Origin of the sequence: Gemmatimonas sp., assembly GCF_044376735.1 — a bacterium.
Classification (GTDB): domain Bacteria; phylum Gemmatimonadota; class Gemmatimonadetes; order Gemmatimonadales; family Gemmatimonadaceae; genus Gemmatimonas.
On record NZ_JBILKJ010000019.1, the window covers coordinates 11,832 to 36,261 of the forward strand.

19 protein-coding genes are annotated in these 24,430 nt (G+C 66.3%); 13 read left to right on the forward strand and 6 right to left on the reverse strand.

Annotated elements, in window-relative coordinates:
• Positions 1-24 precede the first annotated feature (24 nt).
• Positions 25-1,413, forward strand: a complete 1,389-nt coding sequence (locus ACIRA7_RS04915) for a DUF1552 domain-containing protein (protein ID WP_396219710.1) — start codon at positions 25-27, stop codon at positions 1,411-1,413.
• On the forward strand, positions 1,406-3,301 hold the full coding sequence (locus tag ACIRA7_RS04920; RefSeq protein ID WP_396219711.1) for an ankyrin repeat domain-containing protein: 1,896 nt from the start codon (positions 1,406-1,408) through the stop codon (positions 3,299-3,301). Before ACIRA7_RS04915 ends, ACIRA7_RS04920 begins: the two co-directional genes overlap by 8 nt.
• A gap of 58 nt (positions 3,302-3,359) precedes the next feature.
• Here ACIRA7_RS04920 and ACIRA7_RS04925 read toward each other — a convergent pair whose 3' ends face one another.
• Positions 3,360-3,599, reverse strand: a complete 240-nt coding sequence (locus ACIRA7_RS04925) for an FmdB family zinc ribbon protein (RefSeq protein WP_396219712.1) — start codon at positions 3,597-3,599, stop codon at positions 3,360-3,362.
• Between the two features lie 41 nt (positions 3,600-3,640).
• On the opposite strand from ACIRA7_RS04925, the gene ACIRA7_RS04930 reads away from it, so the two are divergent.
• Positions 3,641-4,108, forward strand: a complete 468-nt coding sequence (locus tag ACIRA7_RS04930) for a RidA family protein (protein WP_396219713.1) — start codon at positions 3,641-3,643, stop codon at positions 4,106-4,108.
• 208 nt (positions 4,109-4,316) lie between these two features.
• Here ACIRA7_RS04930 and ACIRA7_RS04935 read toward each other — a convergent pair whose 3' ends face one another.
• Positions 4,317-5,498 carry a hypothetical protein gene (locus tag ACIRA7_RS04935; RefSeq protein WP_396219714.1) on the reverse strand — a complete coding sequence of 394 codons (1,182 nt, stop codon included), beginning with the start codon at positions 5,496-5,498 and terminating at the stop codon, positions 4,317-4,319.
• A 138-nt stretch (positions 5,499-5,636) separates the two neighbouring features.
• On the opposite strand from ACIRA7_RS04935, the gene ACIRA7_RS04940 reads away from it, so the two are divergent.
• A complete protein-coding gene (locus tag ACIRA7_RS04940) occupies positions 5,637-7,427 on the forward strand; it encodes a HupE/UreJ family protein (protein WP_396219715.1) in 1,791 nt (596 codons plus the stop codon).
• A 10-nt stretch (positions 7,428-7,437) separates the two neighbouring features.
• The gene (locus tag ACIRA7_RS04945; protein WP_396219716.1) at positions 7,438-9,648 is read left to right on the forward strand and encodes a PQQ-binding-like beta-propeller repeat protein; all 2,211 of its coding nucleotides are present in this window, start codon (positions 7,438-7,440) and stop codon (positions 9,646-9,648) included.
• A 77-nt stretch (positions 9,649-9,725) separates the two neighbouring features.
• On the opposite strand, the gene ACIRA7_RS04950 is transcribed toward ACIRA7_RS04945, so the two are convergent.
• Positions 9,726-10,604, reverse strand: coding sequence for a CDP-alcohol phosphatidyltransferase family protein (locus ACIRA7_RS04950; protein WP_396219717.1), 879 nt, complete (start codon positions 10,602-10,604; stop codon positions 9,726-9,728).
• A 109-nt stretch (positions 10,605-10,713) separates the two neighbouring features.
• Positions 10,714-11,769 (reverse strand): hypothetical protein, encoded by a 1,056-nt coding sequence (locus tag ACIRA7_RS04955; protein WP_396219718.1) that lies wholly within the window; start codon positions 11,767-11,769, stop codon positions 10,714-10,716.
• Between the two features lie 219 nt (positions 11,770-11,988).
• Between ACIRA7_RS04955 and ACIRA7_RS04960 the strand changes: the two genes are divergently transcribed.
• From ACIRA7_RS04960 to ACIRA7_RS04975, 4 genes are all read left to right on the forward strand, one after another.
• On the forward strand, positions 11,989-12,972 hold the full coding sequence (locus ACIRA7_RS04960; RefSeq protein WP_396219719.1) for a D-2-hydroxyacid dehydrogenase: 984 nt from the start codon (positions 11,989-11,991) through the stop codon (positions 12,970-12,972).
• A gap of 86 nt (positions 12,973-13,058) precedes the next feature.
• Positions 13,059-13,286: a hypothetical protein gene (locus ACIRA7_RS04965; protein ID WP_396219720.1), complete on the forward strand. Its 228-nt coding sequence runs from the start codon at positions 13,059-13,061 to the stop codon at positions 13,284-13,286.
• Positions 13,283-14,143 (forward strand): N-acyl homoserine lactonase family protein, encoded by an 861-nt coding sequence (locus tag ACIRA7_RS04970; protein ID WP_396219721.1) that lies wholly within the window; start codon positions 13,283-13,285, stop codon positions 14,141-14,143. The genes ACIRA7_RS04965 and ACIRA7_RS04970 overlap by 4 nt, the downstream gene beginning before the upstream one ends.
• Positions 14,144-14,203: 60 nt before the next feature.
• Positions 14,204-17,497 (forward strand): S41 family peptidase, encoded by a 3,294-nt coding sequence (locus ACIRA7_RS04975; RefSeq protein ID WP_396219722.1) that lies wholly within the window; start codon positions 14,204-14,206, stop codon positions 17,495-17,497.
• Positions 17,498-17,574: 77 nt separating this feature from the next.
• On the opposite strand, the gene ACIRA7_RS04980 is transcribed toward ACIRA7_RS04975, so the two are convergent.
• Positions 17,575-17,934 (reverse strand): hypothetical protein, encoded by a 360-nt coding sequence (locus ACIRA7_RS04980; protein ID WP_396219723.1) that lies wholly within the window; start codon positions 17,932-17,934, stop codon positions 17,575-17,577.
• A gap of 180 nt (positions 17,935-18,114) precedes the next feature.
• Between ACIRA7_RS04980 and ACIRA7_RS04985 the strand changes: the two genes are divergently transcribed.
• The 4 genes from ACIRA7_RS04985 (at position 18,115) to ACIRA7_RS05000 (ending at position 23,130) form a co-directional block, all read left to right on the forward strand.
• Positions 18,115-18,522, forward strand: coding sequence for a hypothetical protein (locus ACIRA7_RS04985; protein ID WP_396219724.1), 408 nt, complete (start codon positions 18,115-18,117; stop codon positions 18,520-18,522).
• 55 nt (positions 18,523-18,577) lie between these two features.
• Complete coding sequence (locus tag ACIRA7_RS04990) at positions 18,578-19,846, forward strand: exo-beta-N-acetylmuramidase NamZ domain-containing protein (RefSeq protein WP_396219726.1); 1,269 nt, start codon at positions 18,578-18,580, stop codon at positions 19,844-19,846.
• Positions 19,843-20,109, forward strand: coding sequence for a hypothetical protein (locus ACIRA7_RS04995; RefSeq protein WP_396219727.1), 267 nt, complete (start codon positions 19,843-19,845; stop codon positions 20,107-20,109). Before ACIRA7_RS04990 ends, ACIRA7_RS04995 begins: the two co-directional genes overlap by 4 nt.
• 363 nt (positions 20,110-20,472) lie before the next feature.
• Entirely contained in the window at positions 20,473-23,130 is a 2,658-nt protein-coding gene (locus ACIRA7_RS05000; RefSeq protein WP_396219728.1) for a DUF5916 domain-containing protein, read from the forward strand.
• 517 nt (positions 23,131-23,647) lie between these two features.
• Here the strand turns inward: ACIRA7_RS05000 and ACIRA7_RS05005 are convergent.
• Entirely contained in the window at positions 23,648-24,430 is a 783-nt protein-coding gene (locus tag ACIRA7_RS05005) for an ATP-binding cassette domain-containing protein (RefSeq protein ID WP_396219729.1), read from the reverse strand.

The following is a 24,430-nucleotide window of genomic DNA, read 5'->3' on the forward strand; positions in this document are numbered from 1 at the left end:
TCACGATACCGGAGACGCCACACCATGTACTTCCTCAGCGGCAAGGCGATGCCCCGCCGGCAGTTCCTGCAGAATCTCAGCGCCACCATCGCGTTGCCGTATCTCGACGCGATGATCCCGACGGGTCGTGGCTCGCGCATCCTGGCCAACAAGGCGCCTCGCCTGGTGGCCATCGAAATGGTGCACGGCGCGGCTGGCTGCAACGAACTTGGCGCGAAGCTCAACCTCTGGTCGCCGGCGGCGGCCGGCAAGCAGTTCGATCTCTCGCCGACGGCCATGTCGTCGCTCGAGAACTATCGCGACTACCTCACGATCATCAGCAACACCGACGTTCGCGAAGCGGAGCCCTCGTCGCCCAACGAAATCGGCGGTGACCATTTCCGCTCCAGCGCCACGTTCCTCACGCAGGCGCACGCGAAGCAGACCGAAGGCTCGGATGTGAAGGTCGGCACGTCGCTCGATCAGCTCTATGCGAACCGCTTCGGCCAGGATACGCCGATCCCTTCCATGCAGCTGTGCATCGAGAACGTGGACCAGGCGGGCGGTTGCGCGTACGGCTACGCCTGCGTGTACACCGACTCCATCAGCTGGTCGTCGCCCACCGAACCGCTGCCGGTCATTCGCGATCCGCGCGTGGCCTTCGAGAAGCTGTTCGGCGTGGGCGGCACGAGCGCCGAGCGCGCCGAGCGTCGTCGCACGCGGCGCAGCATTCTCGACTTCGTGTCGGGGGAGATGTCGTCGCTCAAGGTGAACCTCGGTCCCGACGACCGTCAGCGCCTCGACAAGTACCTCGAGGATATCCGCGAGGTGGAACGCCGCATTCAGCGGGTGGAAGCCCGCAACCAGAGCGGCGATCCGCGCGAGCTGCCGGAAGCGCCGGCCGGCGTGCCCGACTCGTTCGCCGAGCATGTCAAGCTGATGTTCGACATTCAGGCTCTGGCGTTCGCGGCCGACATCACGCGTGTGTTCTCCTTCAAGATGGGTCGCGACGGCTCCAGCCGGACGTACCCGGAGAGCGGCACCGACAAGCCGTTCCACCCGGCCTCGCACCATGGCGGGACCGAGCGCGGCGTGAAGGACTTCAACATGATCAACAAGTACCACGTCTCGATGCTGCCGTACTTCCTGGACAAGCTGAAGAGCATCCAGGAAAGCGATGGCAACATGCTCGACAAGACGATGATCATCTACGGGTCGCCGATGGGCGACTCGAACCTGCACAACCATCGCCGCTGCCCGCTCATCCTGCTGGGCAAGGCCGAAGGGCAGCTTGCCGGCAACCTGCACATCAAGGCGCCGGACGGCACGCCGATGGCGAATGCGATGCTCAGCATGATGCACACGCTTGGCCTGAACGATCAGACGAAGTTCGGTGACGCCACGGGTGCCCTCAACCTGAACTCCTATGCCTAAGTCCGGATCGCCGATGCGCTATCGTCTGGCGGTGATCGCGTCGCTGTTCGGTGCCTCGTTGGCGCTGGGCGCGGCGCGCACGCCGGCCGACGAATCGCCGGTTGCCGACGCGGTCATGCGCGGCGACAGCTCGCGGGTGCGGCAGCTGATCAAGCAGGGACTCGACGTCAACGCGGCGCAGCCCGACGGCATGACGGCGTTGCACTGGGCGGCGCAGCGCGGCGATGTCGGCGGTGCCCAGATGTTGATGTACGCCGGTGCGCGCGTGGACGCGGTGACCCGCAACGGCAACTACACGCCGTTGCACCTGGCGGCGCGGAGCGGCCGCGCGGCCGCCGTGAAGGCGCTGCTCGCCGCTGGTGCCGATGTGAACGCGGTGACCACCACGGGTGCGGTCACGGCGCTGCACTTCGCGGCGTCGAACGGCGACCCGGCCACGGTGTCGGCGCTGCTCGACAAGGGGGCGCCGGTGGACACGCGCGAAGGGGCGTGGGGACAGACGCCGCTCATGTGGGCGGCGTCGGCCAATCGATTGGCGGCGCTCGATGTGTTGATCAAGCGCGGCGCGAATCTCGAACTCGCGTCGAAGATCGAAGACATCTCGGCCAAGGAAAAGGCGGAGCGTGCCATGCTGGTGCAGCGCGGACGTCGCGTGGCGGCCATGAAGGCGGCCGATGCGGCGCCGACGGTGGCGGCGGCTGGCCCCGGTGGTGCGGGTGCGGCTCCGGCCGCGCCGGCGACGCCTCGGGTGGCCGTGGCGGTCGCTCCGGCTCCGGCTCCGGCTCCAGCGGCGTCGAAGGCGCCCGCGGCCGCTGGTGCGCCGGTGAAGCGTGATTCCGCTCCCACGCCTCCCCCGCAGACGGGGTTCAACAGTCGTGGGCCGACGTACGGCGATCTGATCGGCAACAAGGGCGGCCTCACCGCGCTGCTCTTCGCGGTGCGTGATGGCAGCGACGCCTGCGTCGCGCGGTTGCTCGAGGCTGGCGCGAAGATCAATCATGTGAGCGAGGGCGACCATACCAGCCCGCTGCTCATGGCGACAATCAACGGCCGCTTCGACATGGCCAAGATGCTGCTCGAGAAGGGCGCCGATGTGAAGCTGCAGAGCGACGCCGGTGCCGCGCCCTTGTACGCCACGATCAACGTGCAGTGGGCGGCCAAGTCGCTCTATCCGCAGCCCACCGCGCAGCTGCAGCAGACGACCTCACACCTCGAGTTGATGGAGGCGTTCCTGAAGGCCGGCGCTGACGTGAACGTGCGGCTCAAGAAGCACCTGTGGTTCATGTCGTACAACTTCGATCTGCTGGGCGTGAACACCGTGGGCGCCACGGCGTTCTGGCGTGCCGCGTACGGCACCGACGTGCCCGCGATGAAGCTGCTCGTGAAGTACGGGGCCGATATCACCATCCCGACGATCAAGCCGTCGGGACGTCTGCCGGGCGACGATTCGGGCGGTGACGACGCGGCGGCCGGTGGTAAGGATCCCTCGGGGCTCGACCCGATTCCGGACGGGGGGCCGGGGGTGTATCCGATTCACGCGGCCACGGGGGTGGGCTACGGCGAAGGCTTTGCGGCCAACTCGCACCGGCATGCGCCCGACGCGTGGATGGCGTCGGCCAAGTATCTGATCGAAGAGCTCAAGGTCGACGTGAACATGCGCGACCACAACGGCTACAACGCCGTCCACCATGCGGCGGCCCGCGGCGATAACGACCTGATCACGTATCTCGCCAGCAAAGGCGGGGACATCATGGCGATCAGCCGTCGTGGTCAGACCACCGTCGATATGGCGAATGGTCCGGTGCAGCGCATTCCGCCGTTCCTCGAAACCGTGGACTTCCTGGTCAAGATGGGCGCGAAGAACAGCAACAAGTGCAAGTCCTGCTGAGCCGCTGACCGCCCAACTCCGCGTTCCGCTGAGCCACGCCGGCCGGGCCCATGTGCCCTCAGTCGTCGTGGCTCAGTTCGTATTTGCGCTGCTCGTGCATCCGGTCCTTGCCCTGCGCGGCGTCGCGCTTTTTGGCGGCGTGCATGGCCTGTCCATGGGTGGACGAGGTCTTGATGGAGGGCAGTGCCATCTGCTTTTCGAGGGCGGTACTGCCGCACGCCGGGCAGGTCGGCGGCGTGCTGCCGCGCACCAACGCCTCGAAATGCTGTTGACAGGCCGTACACACAAAGTCGAACATGGGCATATGATTCCCGCTCCCGTCTACCTGGAGGATTGCTGATGCGTCGTTCGTTCGTTGTTGCCGCCACTGCCGCCATCGCGGCGTCGCTCTCTACTACGCTGCTCGCCGGCACCGCGCTGGCGCAAGCGAGTGCTGCCCGACAGCAGGTGATTCCCGAAGGGCAGAGTGCGTCGCCCACGCTCACTCCCGGCATCCGCGTGGGGAACATGCTGTTCGCCTCAGGGCAGCTGGGCATGAGCCGCACGGCGCCGGACACCACCATTCAGGGGCAGACCCGTCTGGCGCTCGAGAGCACCAAAAAGGTGTTCGAGGCCGCCGGGACCACGCTCGCCAACGCCACGAAGTGTACCGTATTCCTGACCGACGTGAAGGATTTCGCCGGGATGAATTCGGTGTATCGTGAGTTCTTCCCGGTGGCACCGCCGGCGCGCTCCACGGTGGTGGTCGCCGCGCTGGTATCGACGGGCGCCAAGGTCGAGATCGAGTGCGCGGGCGTGATTCCCTAAGGTCAGGTCGCACCGCTTTTCAAAACAAAGACAACTTTACCGCGGATTGCCACGGATCGAACGCGGATTGGCACGAGCGAATCCGCGTGATATTCGTGCTAATCCGCGGCAAGCCGTTCTTTTGTTGTTTTTTTGAGGGATAAGAAAAGGCCAGCGCGAGAACCGCGCTGGCCTTTCTGTTCTGCGGTCTACAGCCGCGGATTCTGAGCTACTTCCCCGTCGGCCAGACCACGCCCTGGTTGCCGCGCTTCACCTGCCCGATGCCCTTGTAGCGGAACTTCTGCAGCCGCTTTCCTTCGTAGGTCTCGGTGGTATAGATGTTGCCCTTGGAGTCGGTCGCGATGCTGTGCACGGCGAAGAACTGGCCGGGCTGACGGCCGCCGTCGCCGAAGCTGGTGAGGATTTCCAGCGACTGCCGGTCCATCACATACACGCGCTCGTTCTTGCCGTCGGCCAGATACAAGTACTTCTGCGCCGGGTCCTTCGAGAAGGCGATATCCCACACCGAGCCGTCGCCGCGCGTGGCCGGCGCGACGCGCACTTCCTTCACGAACTTGCCATCCTTCTGGAACACCTGGATGCGATCGTTGGGACGGTCGCACACGTACACCAGCCCATCGGTGGTCGGCTCGGCACAGTGCACGGGGTTGCGGAACTGCTGCGCCAGCGGCGCCGACGGATCGTACGGCGGCATGCGCGCGTCGTCGGGCTTGTTGCCGTAGGCGCCCCAGAAACGCTTGAGCTTCCCGCTGTTCATGTCGAGCACGGCCACCCGCTTGTTGCCGTAGCCGTCGGCCACATACGCCTCGCCGGCCTTGGTGTCGAAGGTGATCTTGGCCACGCGACCGAAGTGCGAGCTGTCGTTGCTGGCCGATCCCTGTCCGGGCGTACCGTACTGGGCCAGGAACTTGCCGTCGTGCGAGAACTTCAGGATGTGCGAGTCGGTGGGGCCGTTGCCGCCGATCCAGATGTTGTCCTTGTCGTCCACCGCCACGCCGTGGTTCGAGCCGGGCCACACGTAGCCGTCGCCCGGTCCGCCCCATCCCTTGACCAGGTTGCCGTCTGGGTCGAACTCGAGGATCGGCGGGGCCGACGCGCAGCATTCGCCGATAGGCGGCTTTGCGTTCATGCCGGCTTCCGTGCGCTGATTCAGCGTGGAATCGCCGCGGTGGATGATGAACACGTGGTCGCGGCTGTCTACCCCGACGCCGATCACCGAGCCCAGAATCCAGTGGTTCGGCATGGGCTTGGGCCACACGGGGTCGACCTCGAACCGCGGGGCCTGCACCATTTGCCGGTCGGTGGCCCGGAGCGACGCTTGCGCGACGCCCAGCGCACCGATGGTCACGATCAGGGCGGTCCAGCGCATCGTCTGGCGCTTCCTCGTCATCAGCGTCTCCATCAGGGTAGGACCCCGTGTGGATTCCGGGGCGGGATGGTACGTTAGAGTAATTGCGGCCACGCCGCGAATCCCTCCTTAGTAACGCCGCACCCCCCGCCTGTCCAGAGAATCGACGCCCGCTTCGCGATGCCCTTTCTCTTCCCGCTGTTCGCTCTGCTGTTGTTGCTCGTGCCTGGGCATCGTGCGCAGGCGCACGAAATCCCGGCCAGCGTCGTGGTGCGCACGTATGTGAAGCCGGACGGTGCGCGCGTGCGGGTGCTGGTGCGCGTGCCGCTGGAGAGCATGCGCGACGTGTCGTTCCCCACGCGTGGAGCGGGGCTGCTCGATGTCGCGCGGGCGCAGCCCACGCTGCGCGATGCGGCGCAGCTGTGGATTGCCGATGGATTGCGCCTGCGGGTTGGTGATCGCGCATTGGCGGCGCCGCAGGTCGTGGCCGTGCGAGCGGCGCTGCCCAGCGATCGCGCCTTCGATACGTACGACAGCGCGTTGCGCGCCGTGCAGACGTCGCCATTGCCGGCCAGTACCGACATTCCGGTGGGACAGGTGCTGCTCGACGTGTTGCTGGAGGTGCCGTCCGGCGGGCTGCCGGTGGGCGACGACGCCGATCTCGTGCTCGAACCCACGTGGGCGCATCTTGGGGTGCGCACTACGACCGTGGTCACCCTCATGCTGAGCAGCGGTGCCGAACGTGTGATCACGTTCGATGGCAACCCGGGTGCGGTACGACTCGATCCGCGCTGGTGGCACGCGGCGTGGCGGTTCGTGCTCACGGGGATGGCGCACATGTTCAGCGGCATCGATCATCTGCTGTTCGTGCTCTGTCTGGTGTTGCCCATTCGTGCCATGCGGCCGCTCGTCGGGGTGATCACGGCGTTCACGATCGCGCATTCGATCACCTTGGTGGCGTCGGCGTTGGGGTACGCGCCCACGGCGCTCTGGTTTCCACCGTTGGTGGAAGTGCTGATAGCGGGCTCCATCGTGTACCTGGCACTCGAGAACATCGTCGGTGCCCGCGTGCCGCAGCGCTGGGTGATCGCGTTCGCTTTTGGTCTGGTCCATGGCTTCGGATTCTCCACCGCGTTGCGCGAGCAGTTGCAGTTCGCCGGGTCGCATCTGCTCACCTCGCTCGCGGCGTTCAACGTGGGCGTGGAGCTCGCACAGCTGGCGGTGTTGGCGGTGTCGGTGCCGGTACTGCGCTTGGTGTTCGCGCGCGCGGTGCCGGAGCGCATAGGCGTGATCATCGCGTCGGCGTTCATCACGCATGAGGCGTGGCATTGGCTGCTGGAGCGCGCGGCCACGTTGCGCACGTACCGATTTGCGCCACCAGTGCTCGATGCGCTGTTTCTGGCGGATGTCTTACGGGGAGCTATGGGGGTGCTGATCGTGATCGGGGTGGCGTGGGGACTCTCGGGCGTGATGCGTCGACTGTCTGGGGCGTGCGTCGCGTCGAAAGCAGCCGCGACTGGACTGCTGCTCGTCGGCGCTGCCGCGCTCTTTGCTCCGCGCACGAGCACCGCGCAGGCGCCCAAGTCGACGACGCAGGGTGTGTACACGCTCGGACAGGCCGCGAAAGGCAAGAACGTGTTCAATGGCGCGTGCCTGGGCTGTCACACGACCGCCACGCACATGGGGGCCGCGTTCGAGCTCAAGTGGTTCGGGCGTCCCTTGTGGGATTTATACGGCTACCTCAGCAACCTGATGCCCAAGTCGGCACCCGGTACGCTCACCGAAGAGGAGTACGTGTGGGTGACCGCCTACATCCTCAAACTGAACGGGATGCCCGCCGGCAAGGTCGAACTGACCGCCGAGCCGAGTTGGTTGAAAGCGGTGCGCATTGACGCAGTACCGAGCAATGCGCCATCGCCGTTGGAAGATCGTTGGGAAGTACGCAGGTTCAGACTCGTCCCGCAGCTTTGACGGAGATCAGATGATGCAACGCAGGACCACACGGCTCGTCGGCTTTGCGCTGGTCGCAGGTGCCGCTATCATCGGCGCGACCTTCACGCGTGTCGCTCCCACGGTGGCGCAACAGGGCAAGCCCCTCGTGCGCGGTAACGCATATGGCGAATGGCGGCACTGGGGAGCAGACCAGTGGAGCACGCGCTACTCGCCGCTCGAACAGGTGAACGCCGGCAACTTCGATTCGCTGCAGGTGGCGTGGGAGTGGAAGGCCAGCGCGTTCGGCAAGGACGAGTACTATCGCACCACGCCGATCTTCGCCAATGGCCGCTTGTTTACCGTGGCCAGCACGCGTCGCGTGGCCACCGCACTCGATCCGGAAACGGGTGAGACGTTGTGGATGTACCGCTTGGACGAAGGCATCCGCTGGCAGAAGGCGCCGCGTCAGTTCGCCGGTCGCGGGTTGTCGTACTGGACCGACGGTCGCATCGAACGCGTGCTGTTGGTGACGCCGGGCTATCATCTCGTCTCGCTCGATGCGAAGACGGGCAAGCCCGATCCGTTGTTCGGCAAGAACGGTGTGGTCGACCTAATGGACGGCTTGGGCTACCCCATGGTGCCGCTGGCGGTCGATGACTCGGGGCCGCTCATCATCTCCGACGCCGCGCCGATGCGCAAAGCCAAGCCCGGCGAAACGTGGGATCCCGTGAAGAAGATCGGTGCCGACGGCACGGTGGGCCTCGACCCCGCCGCCGGACAGATCGCCGCGAGCTCCCCGCCGATGGTGGTGGGCAACATGCTCGTGGTCGGTAACTCGTCGATTCACGGTTACTACCCGATCCGCACGCACAACGTCACCGGTACCGTGCGCGGCTTCGATATCCGCACCGGACGTCAGGCGTGGAAGTTCAACCTCGTGCCGCAGCCGGGCGAGTTCGGCGCCGAAACGTGGAAGAACGGGTCGAAGAACGGCTCGAAGGGAGTGGGCAAGAACGACGCATGGGCACCGTACGCCGCCGACGAACAGCTCGGCCTGGTGTACATCCCGGTGGGTATGCCGCTGATGGACGAATACGGCGGACATCGTCCGGGCAACAACCTGTACGGCAACTCGCTCGTAGCGCTTGATGCGAAGACAGGGCTTCGCAAGTGGCACTTCCAGATGGTGCATCACGACATCTGGGACTACGACACGCCGATGGCGCCGAACCTGATGGACGTCACGGTCGACGGCAAACTGAGAAAGGTCGTGGCGCAGACCACCAAGCAGGGGTGGGTGTACACGTTCGACCGCGCCACCGGTGAGCCCATCTGGCCGATCGTGGAAACGCCGGTGATGAAGAGCGACGTGCCGGGCGAGGTGTCATCGCCCACGCAGCCGATTCCCAGCAAGCCCGCGCCGTACTCGCAGCAGGGGCTCGTGGAGGCCGATCTCATCGACTACACGCCGGCCATCAAGGATTCGGCACTCAAGATGGCCAAGCGGTGCCGCATGGGCCCGTACTTCATTCCGCCGGCCGCGGCCGACGGCAAGGGGAGCACGGGGCTCAAGTGCTCGTGGTACGCGCCCGGTGCGAGCGGTGGCGTGAACATCGACGGTGGTGCCACGGTGGACGTGGAAACCGGCATGATGTATGTGGCGTCGATCACCGGCATGAGCACCGCGCAGTTGCAGAAGGATCCGTGCTCGGAGTTCGACTACAGCTCCCCGCGCAACAGCTGCGGCTTGCTGGGCGCGTTGCCGGCCCCGCCGGGCTACGAAGGCCCCGTGCGCGAGCGCGGCGGTGACTTTGCCGGGCGCGCCGGTGGCTCGATCATCGGTGGCGTGTCGATCGTGAAGCCCAAGGAATTCGGCGGCATCACGGCGTACAACATGAAGAGCGGCGACAAGTCGTGGTGGGCACCGAACGCCGGTATGCTCAAGGTCACGAGCCGCGATCCGCTGTTCGCCGGTGTCACGTTGCCACCGCAGGGCGGACGCGGACAGGCGCAGGCGATCACCACCAAGACGCTGCTGATTTACGGCACCGGCCGCAGCGGCGGGGCGCCGGGTGAAGCGCCCAAGCTGTACGCGCTCGACAAGGTCACCGGCAAGCAGGTGGGCGCCGTGGAAATCGCGTCGAAGACCACGGCGGTCCCGATGACCTTCCTGCACAAGGGGCGGCAGTACATCGTGTTCGCGAGCGGCGCGGAAAACGAAACGCAGCTGACCGCGCTGGCATTGCCGGTGAAGAAGTAAGCGCGACGCATTCCGTCACGTCGATGGCAACGCCCTCAGCGCAGTTCGCGCTGAGGGCGTTGTCGTTGGGCCCGGATTCAGGCGACTGAAACGGTCAGCCCCCGCCGGAACGTCACCGCGCGCGTGAGGATGATCGTGGACCAGTACAGGTTCATTCCCACCACGACCAGCGGGAGAAACCAGAAGGGCGACCCGGCGATGAGGCACACGATCAGGACGAAGGCATGCGTGCCGAAACAGAGTGCGGAATTCGCGACCATGAGGTTGCGATGGTCGAACCAGGCATCGTTGGTTGGATGCAACGGATCTTCGTGGAGCCCCGACCGCTCGCGTTGCCATCCGTCATGTCTGGCAATCATGCGGTCCTGCCAGCCGAACCAGAGGTCGTAGACTCGGGCCAACACCGCCACGATGCCGCTGTCCGTTTCAGCCCGCTCGTCGAGACGACTGGTCAGTGACGCTCCGGAGCGTCTCACGTAGTGCAGCTGGTGGTAGTTGAAATACGAGCACTGCAGGAAGAGCGACAGCCACGCGGCCACGGCGAAGGACAACGTGACCGGAAGGGTCAGACCCGCCTCCAAGCCGCGATACGCGCCGGCCGCGATCCAGGCCGTGAACACGACACCGTCACCGATGGTGTCCAGGAAACGGCCAAACCGGTGACCGGTGCCTGTGAGGCGCGCGATCGCGCCGTCACAGGCATCGAACAGATCCTTGGCGTGCACCAGAAGCGCGGCGAGCAGGAAGCCGGACATCGTGTGCGCCCGCACGATCACGTAGGCGGCGGCGAGCCCCGAACCGATCGACGCCAACGTCGCGACTTCATGACGCACGCGCAGACGGTACAGCGCGTGGATGACCCGCTCGTAGTAGAAGATCCAGAGAACGCTGATGTTGAAGTAGCGCCGCTCAGCAGGCAGCTTATGAGGAGACCCAGTCTCCGGGGAGACTGCCAATGGTGCCAGGAGCGTCAACGGGATCGTCTGATGATGGGATCGTCTGGTGCGAGTTGTGGCAACCCAGAGCCATGACAATCTACCCGATGAGCAGTCTCAGACGTACCGGCTATTTCTTCTCGTACCGCTTCAGCGCCTTCTGTCCCACTTCGGCGCCGTAGATGTTACCAGCGGCGTCGACCGCCACGCCCTCGGCTGAACTCGTGCTGGGGGCTTTGTCGTCTGGATCGGGAATGAACGCGGTCACCTTGCCATCGCGCGCGCTACCGATGCGCATGCCGCGCTTCCACGCGACGTGCGGCGGGTTCACCGAGCCCGACTCCGAGTCGGCCACGTAGATCACGTCGTTCTTGTCGATGTAGATGCCGCTGGGACGGCTGAACTGATACCACGTGTCGAGCACGTTGAAGTTCTGGTCGACGATGATGATGCGGTCGTTGCCGCGATCGCCCACGAACAGGCGTCCCTTCGAGTCGAAGGCCAACGCGTGCGGCTGATCGAGTTCCGTGGCGCCTTTGCCCCATGAGCCCCAGGTCTTCAGCAGTTTGCCGCTCTTGTCGAACTTGAACACGCGCGCGTTGGAGGTGTTGCGCGACGAGTGCCCCTCGGCCACGAAGATGTCGCCGTTCGGGGCCGTGATGACGGCGTTCGGCTGCCAGAAGTACGAGGTGTCGCGCTGCCCGCCGCCGGGCGTGCCGAGCGTCATGAGCAATTCTCCCTTGGGGGAGAACTTGTAGATCTGGTGCCCCTTGCCCGCGTTGGCCGGCGCGGTGGCCGCGGCGCCGAGGGTGCAGGCGCAGTCCACCACCCACACGTTGCCGTCTTTGTCGACGTGAATGCCGTGCGGCGACAGGATCATGCCGGCACCGAAGCTGGTGACGAGATTGCCCTTGTCGTCGAACTTGAGCACCGAGGGCAGCGGCGAGCCGGCGCAGTTGTTCACGCCGCAGCGTTCCGCGACCCAAATGCTCTTGCCGTCCTTGTCGATGGCCACTGCACTCGTAGAGCCCCACGTGCGCCCCTCGGGCAGCTTGGCCCATCCGGTCACGGTGCGGTACGGATTCGGCAGGTCGTTGACCGCCGGCATCGTGGCGGACGACGGCGGAACGGACTGCGCAAGCGCGCTCGACGACGCGAGCACGAGCAGGAGGGCGAGACGGCGCATGAGGGCAGGGGCGGGAGGTGGAGCGGACGGGGGCGTCGCGTACGCGGGCAACCCCTCGGGCATCACTAAACTGTAGACTGCAGAGGCGATCACGCCAGCGCGTCGGTTCCGCCGGTCCAGGCGCGAGTACGGGGAGGCGAGCGGCCAGGGCGAGTGCGTTGCGCGGCCGCCGTATATTCCACCGCTCCGCCCCTCCGCTTCGGTGTCAGCTCCGCACCCATGAAGATCCTCCTCTACGTCTCTTGGCCCGTGCACGCCTGGAGCATCCCGGACACCGCCGTCGAGGCGTTGCGTCGCCGCTTTCCCGACATCGAGTTCGTGCATGCGCACACGGCTGACGAGGCGTTGACGGCGCTGCCTGACGTCGATGCGGTGTTGGCGGCGCGGCTGGCCCCTGAAATGGTTGCGGCGGCAACCCGCCTTCGCTGGGTGCACTCGTCGGCCGTCAACGTGCTCGGACTCCTGCCGCTTCCCGAGCTGGCCGCCCGAGGCATCGCCATCAGTAATTCACGCGGGATTCAAGGTGGTCCGATCGCCGAAACGGTGCTCGGCGGCTTGCTGATGCTTCGCCGAAAAATGGTGCAGACGCTCGATGCGCAGCGCGAGCACCGCTGGATTCAGAACGCGCTCGTCGACGACATGCCCATCGTGTTGAGCGGGCAGCGCATGGCGATCATCGGCCTCGGTGGGATCGGCCTCGAAGTCGCCGCCCGCGCGCACGCGTTCGGCATGACCGTCGTCGGTGTGCGCCGTCGTCTGGAGGAGCCGCTCCCGGATGCTGTGTCCGCGGTGTACGGTCCTGATCAGCTCGACGAGGCACTGGAGGGCACCGATGTCCTCGTCGTCGCCGCGACCAGTGGCCGTGCCACCGAGCGGCTCGTCGGCGCCCGCGAGCTCGCACGTCTCAACCCCGGCGCCATTCTCGTGAACGTGGCTCGCGCATCGATCGTGGATCAGGAGGCCATGCTCGCCGCCCTCCGCACCGGCGCGCTCGGCGGGGCACTGCTCGATGTCTTCGAGCAGGAGCCGCTCGATCCGGGACACCCACTGTGGGACATACCGAACGTGTTGATCACCCCGCACTCCGCCGGCTTCAACGCCCGTCACTGGGAGCACGTGATCGCGCTGTATGCTGAGAATATCGAGCGGTTCCGCGCGGGTGCGCCGCTGCGCTATGCGGTGGACAGCACGACGGGGTATTGAGCCGGCTGCATCAACAGCGTGAGGCCGCGCGGATGATGCGCCATGCGTACTTGCCAACCCCGCGCCGAGGATCGCAGCTTATGGCCATGCCCGCACTGGTCGCCGATTGGACGATCGACAGGCTCGACGCCTTGCCCGACGATGGCCAGCGCTACGAGCTCATCGACGGAGTGCTCCACGTGCCCCCCTCGCCCAACGAGGGGCACCAAGACGTCGCGCTGGCACTGAGTCATTCGTGCTCGATCTGCCGTCGTTCTTCGATAACGCATTCCGATAGTCGTCGGCTTTACTCTTTTGCTGAGATGCTCGCATGAATCGCTCGCTCCGCACCGTCGCCGCGCGTCTGCGTCCGGCATTTGCACTCGGCGTGGCCAGCCTCACGGCCGCCATCGCGTGGCCAACGGCGCATGTGTCTGCCCAGGCGGCTCCCACGGTGACGCTCACCCGTATGTCCTGCGGCACGAACGCGCCGCCAACTGACGTGGGACTCCGGTTCTCCGACACTTACGCGTTCAGTGGACTCATGGTGCAGCTCACGTATAGCTGCTATCTCGTACGCCACAACGACGACTACCTGATCTGGGATACCGGCTTCGCCCTGGGGCCCGGCGCCACCGCGCCCAAGCAGAGCCTGGTGGACATGCTGGGTGAGCTGAAGCTCCCGACGGCGAGTGTGAAGTACGTCGGCATCAGTCACTATCATGGCGATCACACCGGGCAGACCCGGCTCTTCCCGCAGGCCACGTTGCTGATCGGGAAGGGTGACTGGGATGCGATCACCGATCCGAAACAGGCCGCCGCCACCAACCCCGCGAACTTCGCGCCGTGGATCAGCGGCGGAGCCAAGGTCGAGCCGCTCGCAGCCGACAAGGACGTGTTCGGCGACGGTTCCGTGATGATCCTGAACATGCCGGGACACACACCCGGTCATCACAGTTTGCTCGTGAAGCTGCGCGACATGGGACCGGTGCTCATCACCGGCGACTTGTCACACTTCCGCGAGAACTACGAGAGCGATGGGGTGCCCACCTTCAACACCGATCGCGCGGCATCGCTGGCGAGTATCGATCGCTTCAAGCGGATCGCCAAGAATCTCAAAGCCACCGTGATCATTCAGCACGATCAGCGGGATGTGACCAAGTTGCCGGCGTTTCCGGCGGCGGCGAAGTAGCGCGAGCACGCGGCGCCCACCTCGCGTACGCCTTCCAGCTCTCCCTTCCGGCACCTGATCATGGTTCGCATCTCGCTCGTCGCCCTGCACCTGTCCGGCATGCTCGCAGTCGCCGCCACCGCCAGCGGCCAACCTGCCGGCGGCGCATTGGTCACGCCCCGGTCCGCGCTGTCGGACCCAAGTCTCTCCCCCGATGGGCGCGAAATCGCGTTCATCGCCGGCGGGGATGTCTGGACCGTGGCCACCGGCGGCGGCGTGGCGCGCCTGCTGGTGGCGCACCCCGCGACTGAGTCGCGTCCGTTGTTTTCTCCCGACGGTCGCTCGCTCGCTTTCGTGTCCACGCGCACGGGCGGTGGCGACATCTATGTGCTCGATATCGCGAGCGGTACGCTGTCGCGCCGCACCTTTGACGATGGTCGCGACGGACTCGATGCGTGGTCGCGGGACGGCAAGACGCTCTACTTCACGAGCAGCAGCGGCGACGTCGCCGGCATGAACGACATCTGGCGCGTGCCGGCTGCTGGCGGACAGCCCGTTGCGGTGGCCGCCGATCGATATGCGAGCGAGTACTGGGCCGCCCCGTCGCCCGACGGCCGGGCGCTGGCGATCACCGCCCGCGGTTCGGTGTCGGGGCAGTGGTGGCGGCACGGCCACTCGCATATCGACGAGAGCGAGATCTGGACCGTGCGCAATCTCGAGAGTGGTGCACCGGTGTACGAGCGCGTCGGTGACGCTGGTGGGGGCAAGGACGCCTGGCCGATGTGGCTGGATGGACAAACGCTGTACTACATGAGCGATCGCAACGGCCAGGAGAACCTCTGGCGCCGCACCATCGGCGGTTCGGCGCGTGCGGTCACGCGCTTCGGCCGTGGACGGGTACTCTGGCCGAGCATGGCGTACGACGGCAGCGCGATCGTATTCGAGCGGGACTTCGGTATCTGGCGGTACGATGTCGCGAAGGACGCGGCCACCGAAGTGCCGATCACACTGCGCGGCGTCGTCGCCGAAGCGAGCGCCGAACGTCAGACGCTATCGCAGGGATTCCGCGCGCTCGCGGTCTCACCGGACACGCGCAAGGCGGCGTTCATTGCCCGCGGCGAACTGTTCGTGGTGGGGGCTCGCGACGGTGGCGAGGCCACCCGCCTCACAGCGTCCGTCGAGACCGAGGATACGCCGGAGTGGCTCCCCGACAGCCGCCGTGTGGTGTGGGCGTCGAACACAGGCAATGCGTGGCATCTGCGCCTGCAGGATGTGTCGACGCGCAGCGAGCGTGAACTCACGCGCGGCGCTGGTCGCGATGTCGCTCCGCGCGTGTCCCCCGACGGCAAACTGGTGGCCTATCAGCGCAACGGACGCGAACTGCGCGTGGTGGGCGTCGACGGGACCGATGATCGGCGTCTGGCCGAATCGGACTTCAGTGAGGCGCCGTTCGTGAGTCGTGGCGCGGTGGCCTGGGCGCCTGATTCGCGGTGGCTGGCCTTCGTGAAGAGCGACGCCCGCGGTTTCGCCAACGTGTGGGTCACGACGCTCGACGGCGGTGCGCCTCGGCAGGTGAGCTTCGGCTCCGATGCCAACGTGGGCGATGTGCTGTGGTCGCCGGATGGTACGTACCTGCTGTACCGGAGCGCCATGCGCACCGAAACGCCGCGCATCGTGCGCGTCGACCTGCAGCCGCGCACGCCGCGCTTCCGCGAGGATCAGTTCCGGGATCTGTTTGGCCCCAGAAGTCCGGTCACACCACCGGTGGCGCCGGGACAGCCAAGTGTCCCGGGTGCGCCAGTGGTATCGGGTGCGTCCGGTGCGCCGGCGGCACCGCGTGACAGTGCGCGCACCGCCTCGCCGCGTCGACCGGTTGTTGTCGCGTTCGACAACATTCGGTTACGCGCGAGCATGCTTCCCACACAGGGGCTTGGCGTTGGCGACATGGCGATCAGCCCCGACGGTCGCACCTTGGTGTTCGTCGGGAGTGCCGGCGGGCAGCAGCAGATCTACGCGTGGAGCCTCGATGAGCTGGCGCGCGAAAGCACGTTGCGCGCGCTCACCACGTCGGCGGGCAACAAGAGCGAGCTGCACTGGTCCGCCGATTCGCGCGAGCTCTGGTACCTGGAAGGTGGTCGCATTTCGGCTGTCGTGGTGGAATCGCGCGCCGCGCGCTCCGTGGCGGCGACGGCAGAAGTGGATGTGAACTTCGCGGCTGAAAAGCAGGCGATCTTCCGGCAGGCGTGGACCTTTCTGGGGCGTAACTTCTTCGACGAGCGCATGAATGGCGTGGACTGGCCGGCGCTGGCCACGAAGATCGAGCCGTACGTGGAAGGGAGCCGCACGCCGGACGATTTGCGTCGCGTGCTCTCCCTGATGATCGGCGAACTGAATGCTTCGCATCTCGGTATTTCCGGTCCCACGCCGGGTGCGGTGTCCATTCCGGTGGGCCGCCTTGGCGTGCGCTTCGATCGGGCGGCGCTCGAGCGCGATGGCAGTCTCGTGGTGAGCGAGATCATCGCGCAGGGGCCGGCGGCGGTGGCGAACGTGCGGCTCGGCGAACGCATCGCGTCGGTCGACGGCGTGCCGGTGCGTGCGGGACTGTCGGTCGATTCGCTGCTGATGGGGAAGGTTGGCCGTCGCGTGGTGCTGTCCGTGATCGCGTCCGCCGGTGGTGCGTCAGGCGGCGCGGCGCGCGAGGTGGTGGTGCGCCCCGTGAACCTCGGGACCGAAAAGGGGCTCGTGTACCGGCAGTGGGTGGAGGAGCGCCGCGCCTACGTCGCCAAGGCGAGTGGCGGGCGACTGGGGTACGTGCACATGCTCGACATGGGACAGCCGTCGCTCGACCAACTGTATCTCGACCTCGACGCCGAGAATCAGGCGCGTGAGGGCGTGGTGGTCGACGTGCGCAACAACAACGGCGGCTTCGTGAATGTGTATGCGATCGATGTGCTGGCACGCCGCAACTATCTCAACTTCACCGACCGCGGCACCGGCGTCGTCACGCCGGCGCGCAGCGGACTCGGGCAGCGCATGCTCGACCGCCCCACCATTCTCGTCACCAACCAGCAGACGCTGTCCGACGGCGAGGACTTTACCGAGGGCTACCGCACGCTCGGCCTTGGCAAAGTGGTCGGCGAACCCACCGCCGGGTGGATCATCTTCACGTCGAACGTGACCCTGCTCGATGGCGCGACGTCGCTGCGGCTTCCCAGCACGCGCGTCAGCGACAACAGCGGCAAAGACATGGAGATGAACCCACGGCCGGTCGACATTCCCGTCGTACGTCCGATCGGTGAATCGTACGCGGGGAAGGACTCGCAGCTGGATGCGGCGGTGCAGGCGCTGTTGGGGGCGTTGCCGAAGCGGCCGTGAGCGCGTTCAACGGGTCGACGTTGTAGGCGGCCAGGCGGAGCCCGCCATCGACGCGGGCCCCCGCGAGCCGAGGGGCATCACGCGCCCCACGCCCGCCCGCCGACGCCCCGACCCACCCGGGCGTCTGGCGCCCCTGACGCCCCGCGATCACGCGGGGACGTTCGGCGTGCGCGGCTGTGTCGCGCCGTCTGCTCGACCGATAGTGGACCAGCCCGATTGAAATTCCTATCCCGGACGGAACGCAGGTTGCCCGAAACCTCCGGGGCGACCTCGGATCGGCAGATGGCCTCGAGTTCGGGAATGGTGTAGCCCGACACTCGGAGCACCGCCGCAATGCGGCGATGGTCGTCATCGGTGAGCTCGGTATCGAGCCAGAGCTCGGACAGGACGATCCACACCGGACGCCGACGCGTCAGCCCTTCGAGTGACGGAAGCATGTGCGCGGGGCGTGCGGGCGCAACGGAACGCGGACGGTCCTGTCTCGGAATGCGCACCGAGAGATCGGGGTGCAGTCATCGGCAGACACGGTGACAAACGGCTCGTCCATGTTTCGGAGCGAGCGATCCACCGCCATATTCCTGCGTGCGTCCTTACGGTCCCGCTGGAGACGTCCCGATATGTCGCCTTCCTTTTGTGCAGTCCTGGCACTCATCGCCTTTGTCGGCCTGTCCATTGTCACCTACCGCTCCCGCGTGCGCCCCAAGCCCGTCGTGCTGACCGTCGCCATCGGCACCGAGCCGTTCTGGTCGGTTGAAGTACACTCCGGCTTCATGCAGTTCCGCCGGACGGGCGCCGACAGCACCGTCCACCCATACTCGGCGCCGGAGTTTGACGCCGACGGTCGTGCGGTGTTCCGCAGCTATCGCTTCAGCGTTGATCCGCAGTTCACCTTGGTCATTGCGCGTGGCGAGTGCCGTAACGGGACATCGGAGCGACGCTATCCGGCCAGCGCGGTGCTCACGCGCGGTGACTCCACCTGGCGAGGCTGCGCCACGACCGTCCCCGACCCCGTCCGGATGCGCTAGCTGGTACGCGGCAAGGGCTTCATGCGAGCCGTCCTGACCACAACCTCGGCGGAATATGCCAGTACGCATTCGAGGGCTGTTAGCCTTCATCCTGCTCGCGCTCCCAGTGGCGACGTCGGCCCAGTCGTCCACCTCCACCCGACCGGTGGTGACGATGGGTGCCGATCGCCTGTTCAACGAATTTGCCGAGTTGGTGCGCGGTCGTGCGGTCGCGCTCGTTTCGAATCACAGTGGGCGCCTGGCGGACGGCTCGCATCTTGCCGATGCGCTCGCGGCACATCGCGATGTGCGGCTGGTGGCGCTCTTCGGCATGGAGTACGACATCCGGAGCAACGATTACTCCGTGCCGCGCGACCCAGAGCGCACCCGCGACGCCCGCACCGGTGTGCCGAAGTACAGTCTGTATGGCGAACAGCATAAGCCGTCACCGGAGATGTTGGATGGCGTGGACGTGCTGCTCTACGACATTCAGGACGTCGGGGCCCGCTTCTATGAGCATGTCAACATCCTCGGGTTCATCATGGAGGCCGCCGCCGAGCGAGGGATTCGCGTTGTGGTACTCGACCGGCCCAACCCGCTGGGTGGGCGTGGCGCCGATGGCTTCGTGGCCGACTCGCAAGCGTTCTATCGCTTCGGCTCGTACACGGCCATTCCGGCGCTGCACGGCATGACGCCCGGTGAACTGGCACGCTTCTACAATGGCGAGCGGCGCCTACGCGGTGGACGCATGGCAGAATTGCACGTGGTGCCGATGCGTGGATGGACCCGGGATCAGTGGTTCGATCAGACCGGCCAATCGTGGCGGAAGCCATCGCCGAACCTGGTGACGTTCTCGTCGCTGATTGCGTACGCAGGGACCTGCCTCTTCGAGGCGGTCAACGTGTCAGCGGGGCGCGGAAGCGATGCGCCGTTCGAGCTGATCGGTGCGCCTTGGCTGGCGCACGAGCGCGCGGTCGTGCTACTGAACGACTTGAAACTTCCGGGGGTGCGCTTCGCGGCGGACACCTTCACGCCGGTCCAACAGGCATTCCATGCCAGACCGCCGATGTACGCCGGCGACCTGGCGCGTGGCATTCGCGTTCACGTCACCGATCGCAGCACGGTGCAACCGTATCGCGTGGGCGTGGCGATGCTCTGGGCGGTACACGCCTTGCACCGCGACCAGCTCGTCTGGAACGAGGCGACCCTCGACCGGCTGGCGGCGACACCGCGGCTCAAGCAGATGCTGGAGGCGGGGCGTACACCCGCGGAGATCTTTGCCGCGTGGGAAACAGAACTCAAGCACTTCCGCGCGATCAGTGCCCCCTACCACCTCTACCCGTGAGCGCCATGCCGTCGACGTGCATACGCGGCGCCGCGCTGGGCGTGCTCCTGTTCACGCACACGATCGTGCTGGAGGCCGCGCATGGGGGCATCGTGCAGATCACGCAGGGAGCAGACACCATTGCCGTGGAAACGTCTCTCGACCCGTGGCTGTGGATTGCGCGTCGCTCGGCCGATGATGCCGGTCGCACGCGTCCGCCAATCACTCCGGCGCAGGCGGGACGTTTCGTGCCGACGTTGTCGCCGGGTCCGACGCCCGCGTGACGCATGCACGCTCTTGCAGAAACGCGGCGATGCCGCTCTCCTCGCGCACGGCGCGATACGCTGGATCGTTGGCGAGCTCGCGCCGCATTGGGAAGACCGCCTGCAACTGCAGGAACTGGACGATCTGCGGACCCCGCTCCGCGATGGCCAGTCGTACTGACGGTTACGCGCGTGCGCTCAGTGCGTCGAGCACGAGGCAAGCTTCAAGGACTCTGACCCCTTGAAGCTCGACGCAAACTTCAAGGACTCTGACCCCTTGAAGCACGAGCCTGGTGACAGCGGCGGTAACCAGGGCGGGCAGCGCGCCGCGGAAACTGAGACGGCGCGGCGCAAGGGAACAGGGTGCCTGATTATGTTTCATGGATGTTCAGGCACCTCTCGTTATTGGCCGTCCCGGTGACACTTGCCTTCGCCGCCGTGCCCCTCGCTGCCCAGCCGTCGCTTCACGCTCAGTGGGCTACGGCGCCGATCACGATCGATGGCAAGCTCGATGAGCCGGTGTGGCGAACCGGAACCCCGGCCACGGGCTTCGTGCAGCGCACCCCGCAGAACGGCCGTCCCGCCTCGCAGAAGAGCGAAGTGCGGATCGCCTACGATGCCAACGCGCTTTATGTTGGCGTGCGCAATTTTGACACGGCGCCCGACAGTATCGCACAGCAGCTGGGGCGCCGCGACGCCGAAGACTTGTACGCCGACTGGTTCTACGTGGGCTTCGACAGCTACGGCGACAAGCGCACGGCGTTCGTGTTCGGTGTCAATCCGCGCGGTGTGCTTAATGACGGTTACGTCACGAACGACGACGGCGACAACTTCGACGCCACGTGGGATGCGGTGTGGAACGTGGTGGCGCGCATCGACAGTGTAGGATGGACGGCGGAGTTTCGCATCCCGCTTTCGCAGCTGCGCTACGATGTTGCGAACGGCCGCGGCGCGGTGCGGCCGTGGGGGGTGAACTTCGGGCGTGAAATCGCCCGTCACGGTGAGGAAGCCTACTGGGCGCCCACCCCTGCCGACGCCCCCGGCTTCGTCTCGCGCTTCGGTACCCTTACCGGTCTCGATTCATTGCGGCCGCCGTCGCGTACGGAGCTCATTCCCTATGTGCGCACGCAGCTCGAAAGTCAGCCGCTGCGTGCACGGAATGCGTTCGTGCCTGGGCAGAAGTTGGTCGGTGCGGTGGGTGGTGACGCGCGATTCAAGCTGCCGCAGTCGCTCACGCTCACGGCCACGATAAACCCCGACTTCGGGCAGGTGGAAGCCGATCCGGCCGTGGTCAATCTCACGGCGTTCGAGGTGTTCTTCCCGGAGCGTCGTCCGTTCTTTCTCGAAAACGCCGACGGGTTCGCGTTCGGCAACACGCGCACGCTCAACGACAACGACCCCCCGCGTTTCTTCTACAGCCGCCGCGTGGGTCGGGCCCCGCAGCGTCGCCCGACCGGCGACAGTCTGCAGGCCACCCGCATCACCACCCAGACGCCCATCCTCGGCGCGCTCAAGTTGAGCGGTACCACGCCCAGCGGTTGGCAGGTGGGCGTACTCAATGCGGTCACGGCGCATGAACATGCCGATGTGCAGCTCAACAACGGCCGCGTGCTGCGTGAACCGGTAGAGCCCCGCGCCAACTATCATGTGTCGCGGCTGCGTCGTCTGCTGCGCGGCGGCAATACGGGGGTGGGCGGATTCCTCGCCGACACGCGTCGTGACTTGCGCGACACGGTGCTTGCGTCGCGCCTGCCGAGTGCCGCCACGGTGGCCGGGCTCGACTGGGAGCACGCGTGGAACAACCGCACGTATGCTGTGAGCGGCGTGTTCAGTGGCAGTCGTGTGGCGGGGAGCGAAACGGTGATGGGACGCTTGCAGACGGCCAATTACCGCAGCTGGCAACGCCCCGATGCCGACCATCTCGAGTTCGACCTCAACCGCACCTCACTCAGCGGCCACTTCGTCGCGCTCTCCTTTGCGAAGTTGGCCGGTCAGCGCGTCCTCGGCAGCGTGACCTATGAAGAAACGAGCCCCGGGTTCGAATCGAACGATCTCGGGTTTCAGACGCGCTCCGATACTCGATCTGTTTCGAGTGCGTTGACATTCCGGAATCCGTTCTTGAACCGCTGGTCGCGTGAATGGGGCGCCAGTGTGTTCCAGACGGTCGGCTTCAACTTCGCCGGCGATCGCAACGAAACGCGCACGAGTCTCCTTGCGAATACGACGCTGCTCAACTTCTGGGAGCTCAGCTACCGGTTGTCGTACTCGCCGGAAACGCTGAACGACCGATTGCTGCGTGGTGGCCCCCTTGCGCTGCGCCCCACGGAAACGCTGCACTCGATCGGGCTGTCCACCGATGGGCGCAAGTCGATCATCTTCAACGTAGGAGCCCAGCGCACGACCGACCGCAGCGGGCGTGACGTGCACTCGGTGGAACTGGAGGTCGACTGGCGTCCAGTGCCGCAGGCGCGCATCCGGCTCGGTCCCTCCTATCGGGGTGGCATCACCACGGGGCAGTACATCCAGGCCGTCACCGATCCACTGGCCGTGGCCACGTATGGACGCCGGTATGTCTTCGCCGATGTGCGCCAGCGTGAAGCCCGCCTCGATGCGCGGGTCGACTGGACCTTCTCGCCGTGGCTGTCGCTGCAGCTCTTCCTGCAGCCGTTCGCATCGGCCGGCGAGTTCTCGCGCTTCAAGGAATACACGACGCCCCGCACCTTCGCGTTCGCCGAGTATGGCCGCGATCGCGGACGGGTGAGCGCCACCACGGGTGGTCTCACGGTGGATCCGGACGGCAGCGGAGCCGCGCGCCCGTTTTTCGTGCCGACGCAGGATTTCACTGTGCGCGCCCTGCGCGGCAATGCGGTGCTGCGCTGGGAATACCAGCCGGGGTCGTCGCTCTTCTTCGTGTGGTCCCAGCAGCGTGAGGCGGACTTCGACGCGGCGGATTTCGGCGTGGCGAACCAGGTGGGCCGTGCCTTCGCCGACCCGGGGCGCCATGTGTTTCTGATCAAGTTCGCCCGGTGGATCGGCCGGTGAGACGGTGAGCTGCGACGGGCTTCCGGTTCAGCGTCTTTCCGTCATTCGCACCATCGCAGTGCTCGCCGCTGCCCGCTTCGCCTGCTCGCCCTCGTCGCCGGCTCGCCCTCGTCGCCTTCTCGCCCTCGCGCGAGCCGGAAACACGGACCGCCGACAGCACCGCTCCCGCCCTCTCGGTCATGCCCACGTTGCCGAGCGTGGGGCCGGTGGCGACTGACAGTGGGCCCCCGGGGCGGCTCGACTCGGCGGCGCAGGGCAGGCAGTTGGTGATGAATCCCTCGCCCGGCGATCAGATCGACGCGCACGCGTCTCTGCTCCCGTCACGCGCGCACGTTCAATCGTCCTCGTGGTCGCGGTCTCTTCGGGCGTGCGACGGGCGAGATAGCCCACGCCGCCGGAGACCGGCGGTGAAGACCGGCGGTGAAGACCGGCGGTGAAGACCGGCGACTCGATGAAGCGCATGAGGGACTGAAAGCCATTGGCGTAGCTTGCGCTAGCCGCCGAATCGATCATCGGACTACTCGAGAGCTGCCGGCCATGCCGTTGCCCCCGTCATGACCGCCACCGCCTCCGCCATTGCGATGTCGCGTGTGCGCACCAGCGCCGCCCGCCGCCCGAGCCGCTGAATGTGCACGCGATCGGCCAGCGCGAACACGTGCGGCATGTTGTGGCTGATCAGAATCACGCTCAATCCGCGATCGCGCACGCGCGTGATGAGGTCGAGCACCATGCCGCTCTCCTTCACGCCGAGCGCGGCCGTCGGTTCGTCGAGAATGACCACGTGCCGTGCGAAGGCTGCGCTGCGCGCCACGGCGATCCCTTGGCGCTGGCCGCCGGAGAGCGTGTCTACCGGCTGCGTGATGGAGCGAATGCCGATGCCGAGCTGCTGTAGATGCGTGGCGGCTTCCCGCTCCATGCGCGTGCGGTCGAGCAAGCGCAGCAGCGACCCGGCGATACCAGCCCGACGATGCTCGCGCCCGAGGAAAACGTTCTCCGCGATCGACATCGCCGGAGCCAGCGCCAGATCCTGATACACGGTCTCGATGCCGGCGCGACGTGCATCGATCGGGCCGCTGAACTGCACGCGCGCGCCATCCAGCCAGATCTCGCCGCCGTCGGGAATCATGGCCCCCGACAGCGCCTTGATGAGCGACGACTTGCCGGCGCCATTGTCGCCGATCACGGCCATGATCTCGCCCGCGCGCACTTCGAAGTCGACGCCATCGAGCGCGGTGACGTGTCCGTAGCATTTCACCAGGCCACGCGCCTCGAGCACCATCGGTGCGTTCGCCGTGCTCAT

Excerpts from the sequence above, each read along its gene's own strand:
- ACIRA7_RS04915 (WP_396219710.1), top strand. The coding sequence starts at position 25 with ATGTACTTCCTCAGCGGCAAGGCGATGCCCCGCCGGCAGTTCCTGCAG.
- ACIRA7_RS04920 (WP_396219711.1), top strand. The coding sequence starts at position 1,406 with ATGCCTAAGTCCGGATCGCCGATGCGCTATCGTCTGGCGGTGATCGCG.
- ACIRA7_RS04925 (WP_396219712.1), bottom strand. The coding sequence starts at position 3,599 with ATGTTCGACTTTGTGTGTACGGCCTGTCAACAGCATTTCGAGGCGTTG.
- ACIRA7_RS04930 (WP_396219713.1), top strand. The coding sequence starts at position 3,641 with ATGCGTCGTTCGTTCGTTGTTGCCGCCACTGCCGCCATCGCGGCGTCG.
- ACIRA7_RS04935 (WP_396219714.1), bottom strand. The coding sequence starts at position 5,498 with ATGACGAGGAAGCGCCAGACGATGCGCTGGACCGCCCTGATCGTGACC.
- ACIRA7_RS04940 (WP_396219715.1), top strand. The coding sequence starts at position 5,637 with ATGCCCTTTCTCTTCCCGCTGTTCGCTCTGCTGTTGTTGCTCGTGCCT.
- ACIRA7_RS04945 (WP_396219716.1), top strand. The coding sequence starts at position 7,438 with ATGATGCAACGCAGGACCACACGGCTCGTCGGCTTTGCGCTGGTCGCA.
- ACIRA7_RS04955 (WP_396219718.1), bottom strand. The coding sequence starts at position 11,769 with ATGCGCCGTCTCGCCCTCCTGCTCGTGCTCGCGTCGTCGAGCGCGCTT.
- ACIRA7_RS04960 (WP_396219719.1), top strand. The coding sequence starts at position 11,989 with ATGAAGATCCTCCTCTACGTCTCTTGGCCCGTGCACGCCTGGAGCATC.
- ACIRA7_RS04965 (WP_396219720.1), top strand. The coding sequence starts at position 13,059 with ATGCCCGCACTGGTCGCCGATTGGACGATCGACAGGCTCGACGCCTTG.
- ACIRA7_RS04970 (WP_396219721.1), top strand. The coding sequence starts at position 13,283 with ATGAATCGCTCGCTCCGCACCGTCGCCGCGCGTCTGCGTCCGGCATTT.
- ACIRA7_RS04975 (WP_396219722.1), top strand. The coding sequence starts at position 14,204 with ATGGTTCGCATCTCGCTCGTCGCCCTGCACCTGTCCGGCATGCTCGCA.
- ACIRA7_RS04980 (WP_396219723.1), bottom strand. The coding sequence starts at position 17,934 with ATGCTTCCGTCACTCGAAGGGCTGACGCGTCGGCGTCCGGTGTGGATC.
- ACIRA7_RS04985 (WP_396219724.1), top strand. The coding sequence starts at position 18,115 with ATGTCGCCTTCCTTTTGTGCAGTCCTGGCACTCATCGCCTTTGTCGGC.
- ACIRA7_RS04990 (WP_396219726.1), top strand. The coding sequence starts at position 18,578 with ATGCCAGTACGCATTCGAGGGCTGTTAGCCTTCATCCTGCTCGCGCTC.
- ACIRA7_RS05000 (WP_396219728.1), top strand. The coding sequence starts at position 20,473 with ATGTTCAGGCACCTCTCGTTATTGGCCGTCCCGGTGACACTTGCCTTC.
- ACIRA7_RS05005 (WP_396219729.1), bottom strand. The coding sequence starts at position 24,430 with ATGAGCACGGCGAACGCACCGATGGTGCTCGAGGCGCGTGGCCTGGTG.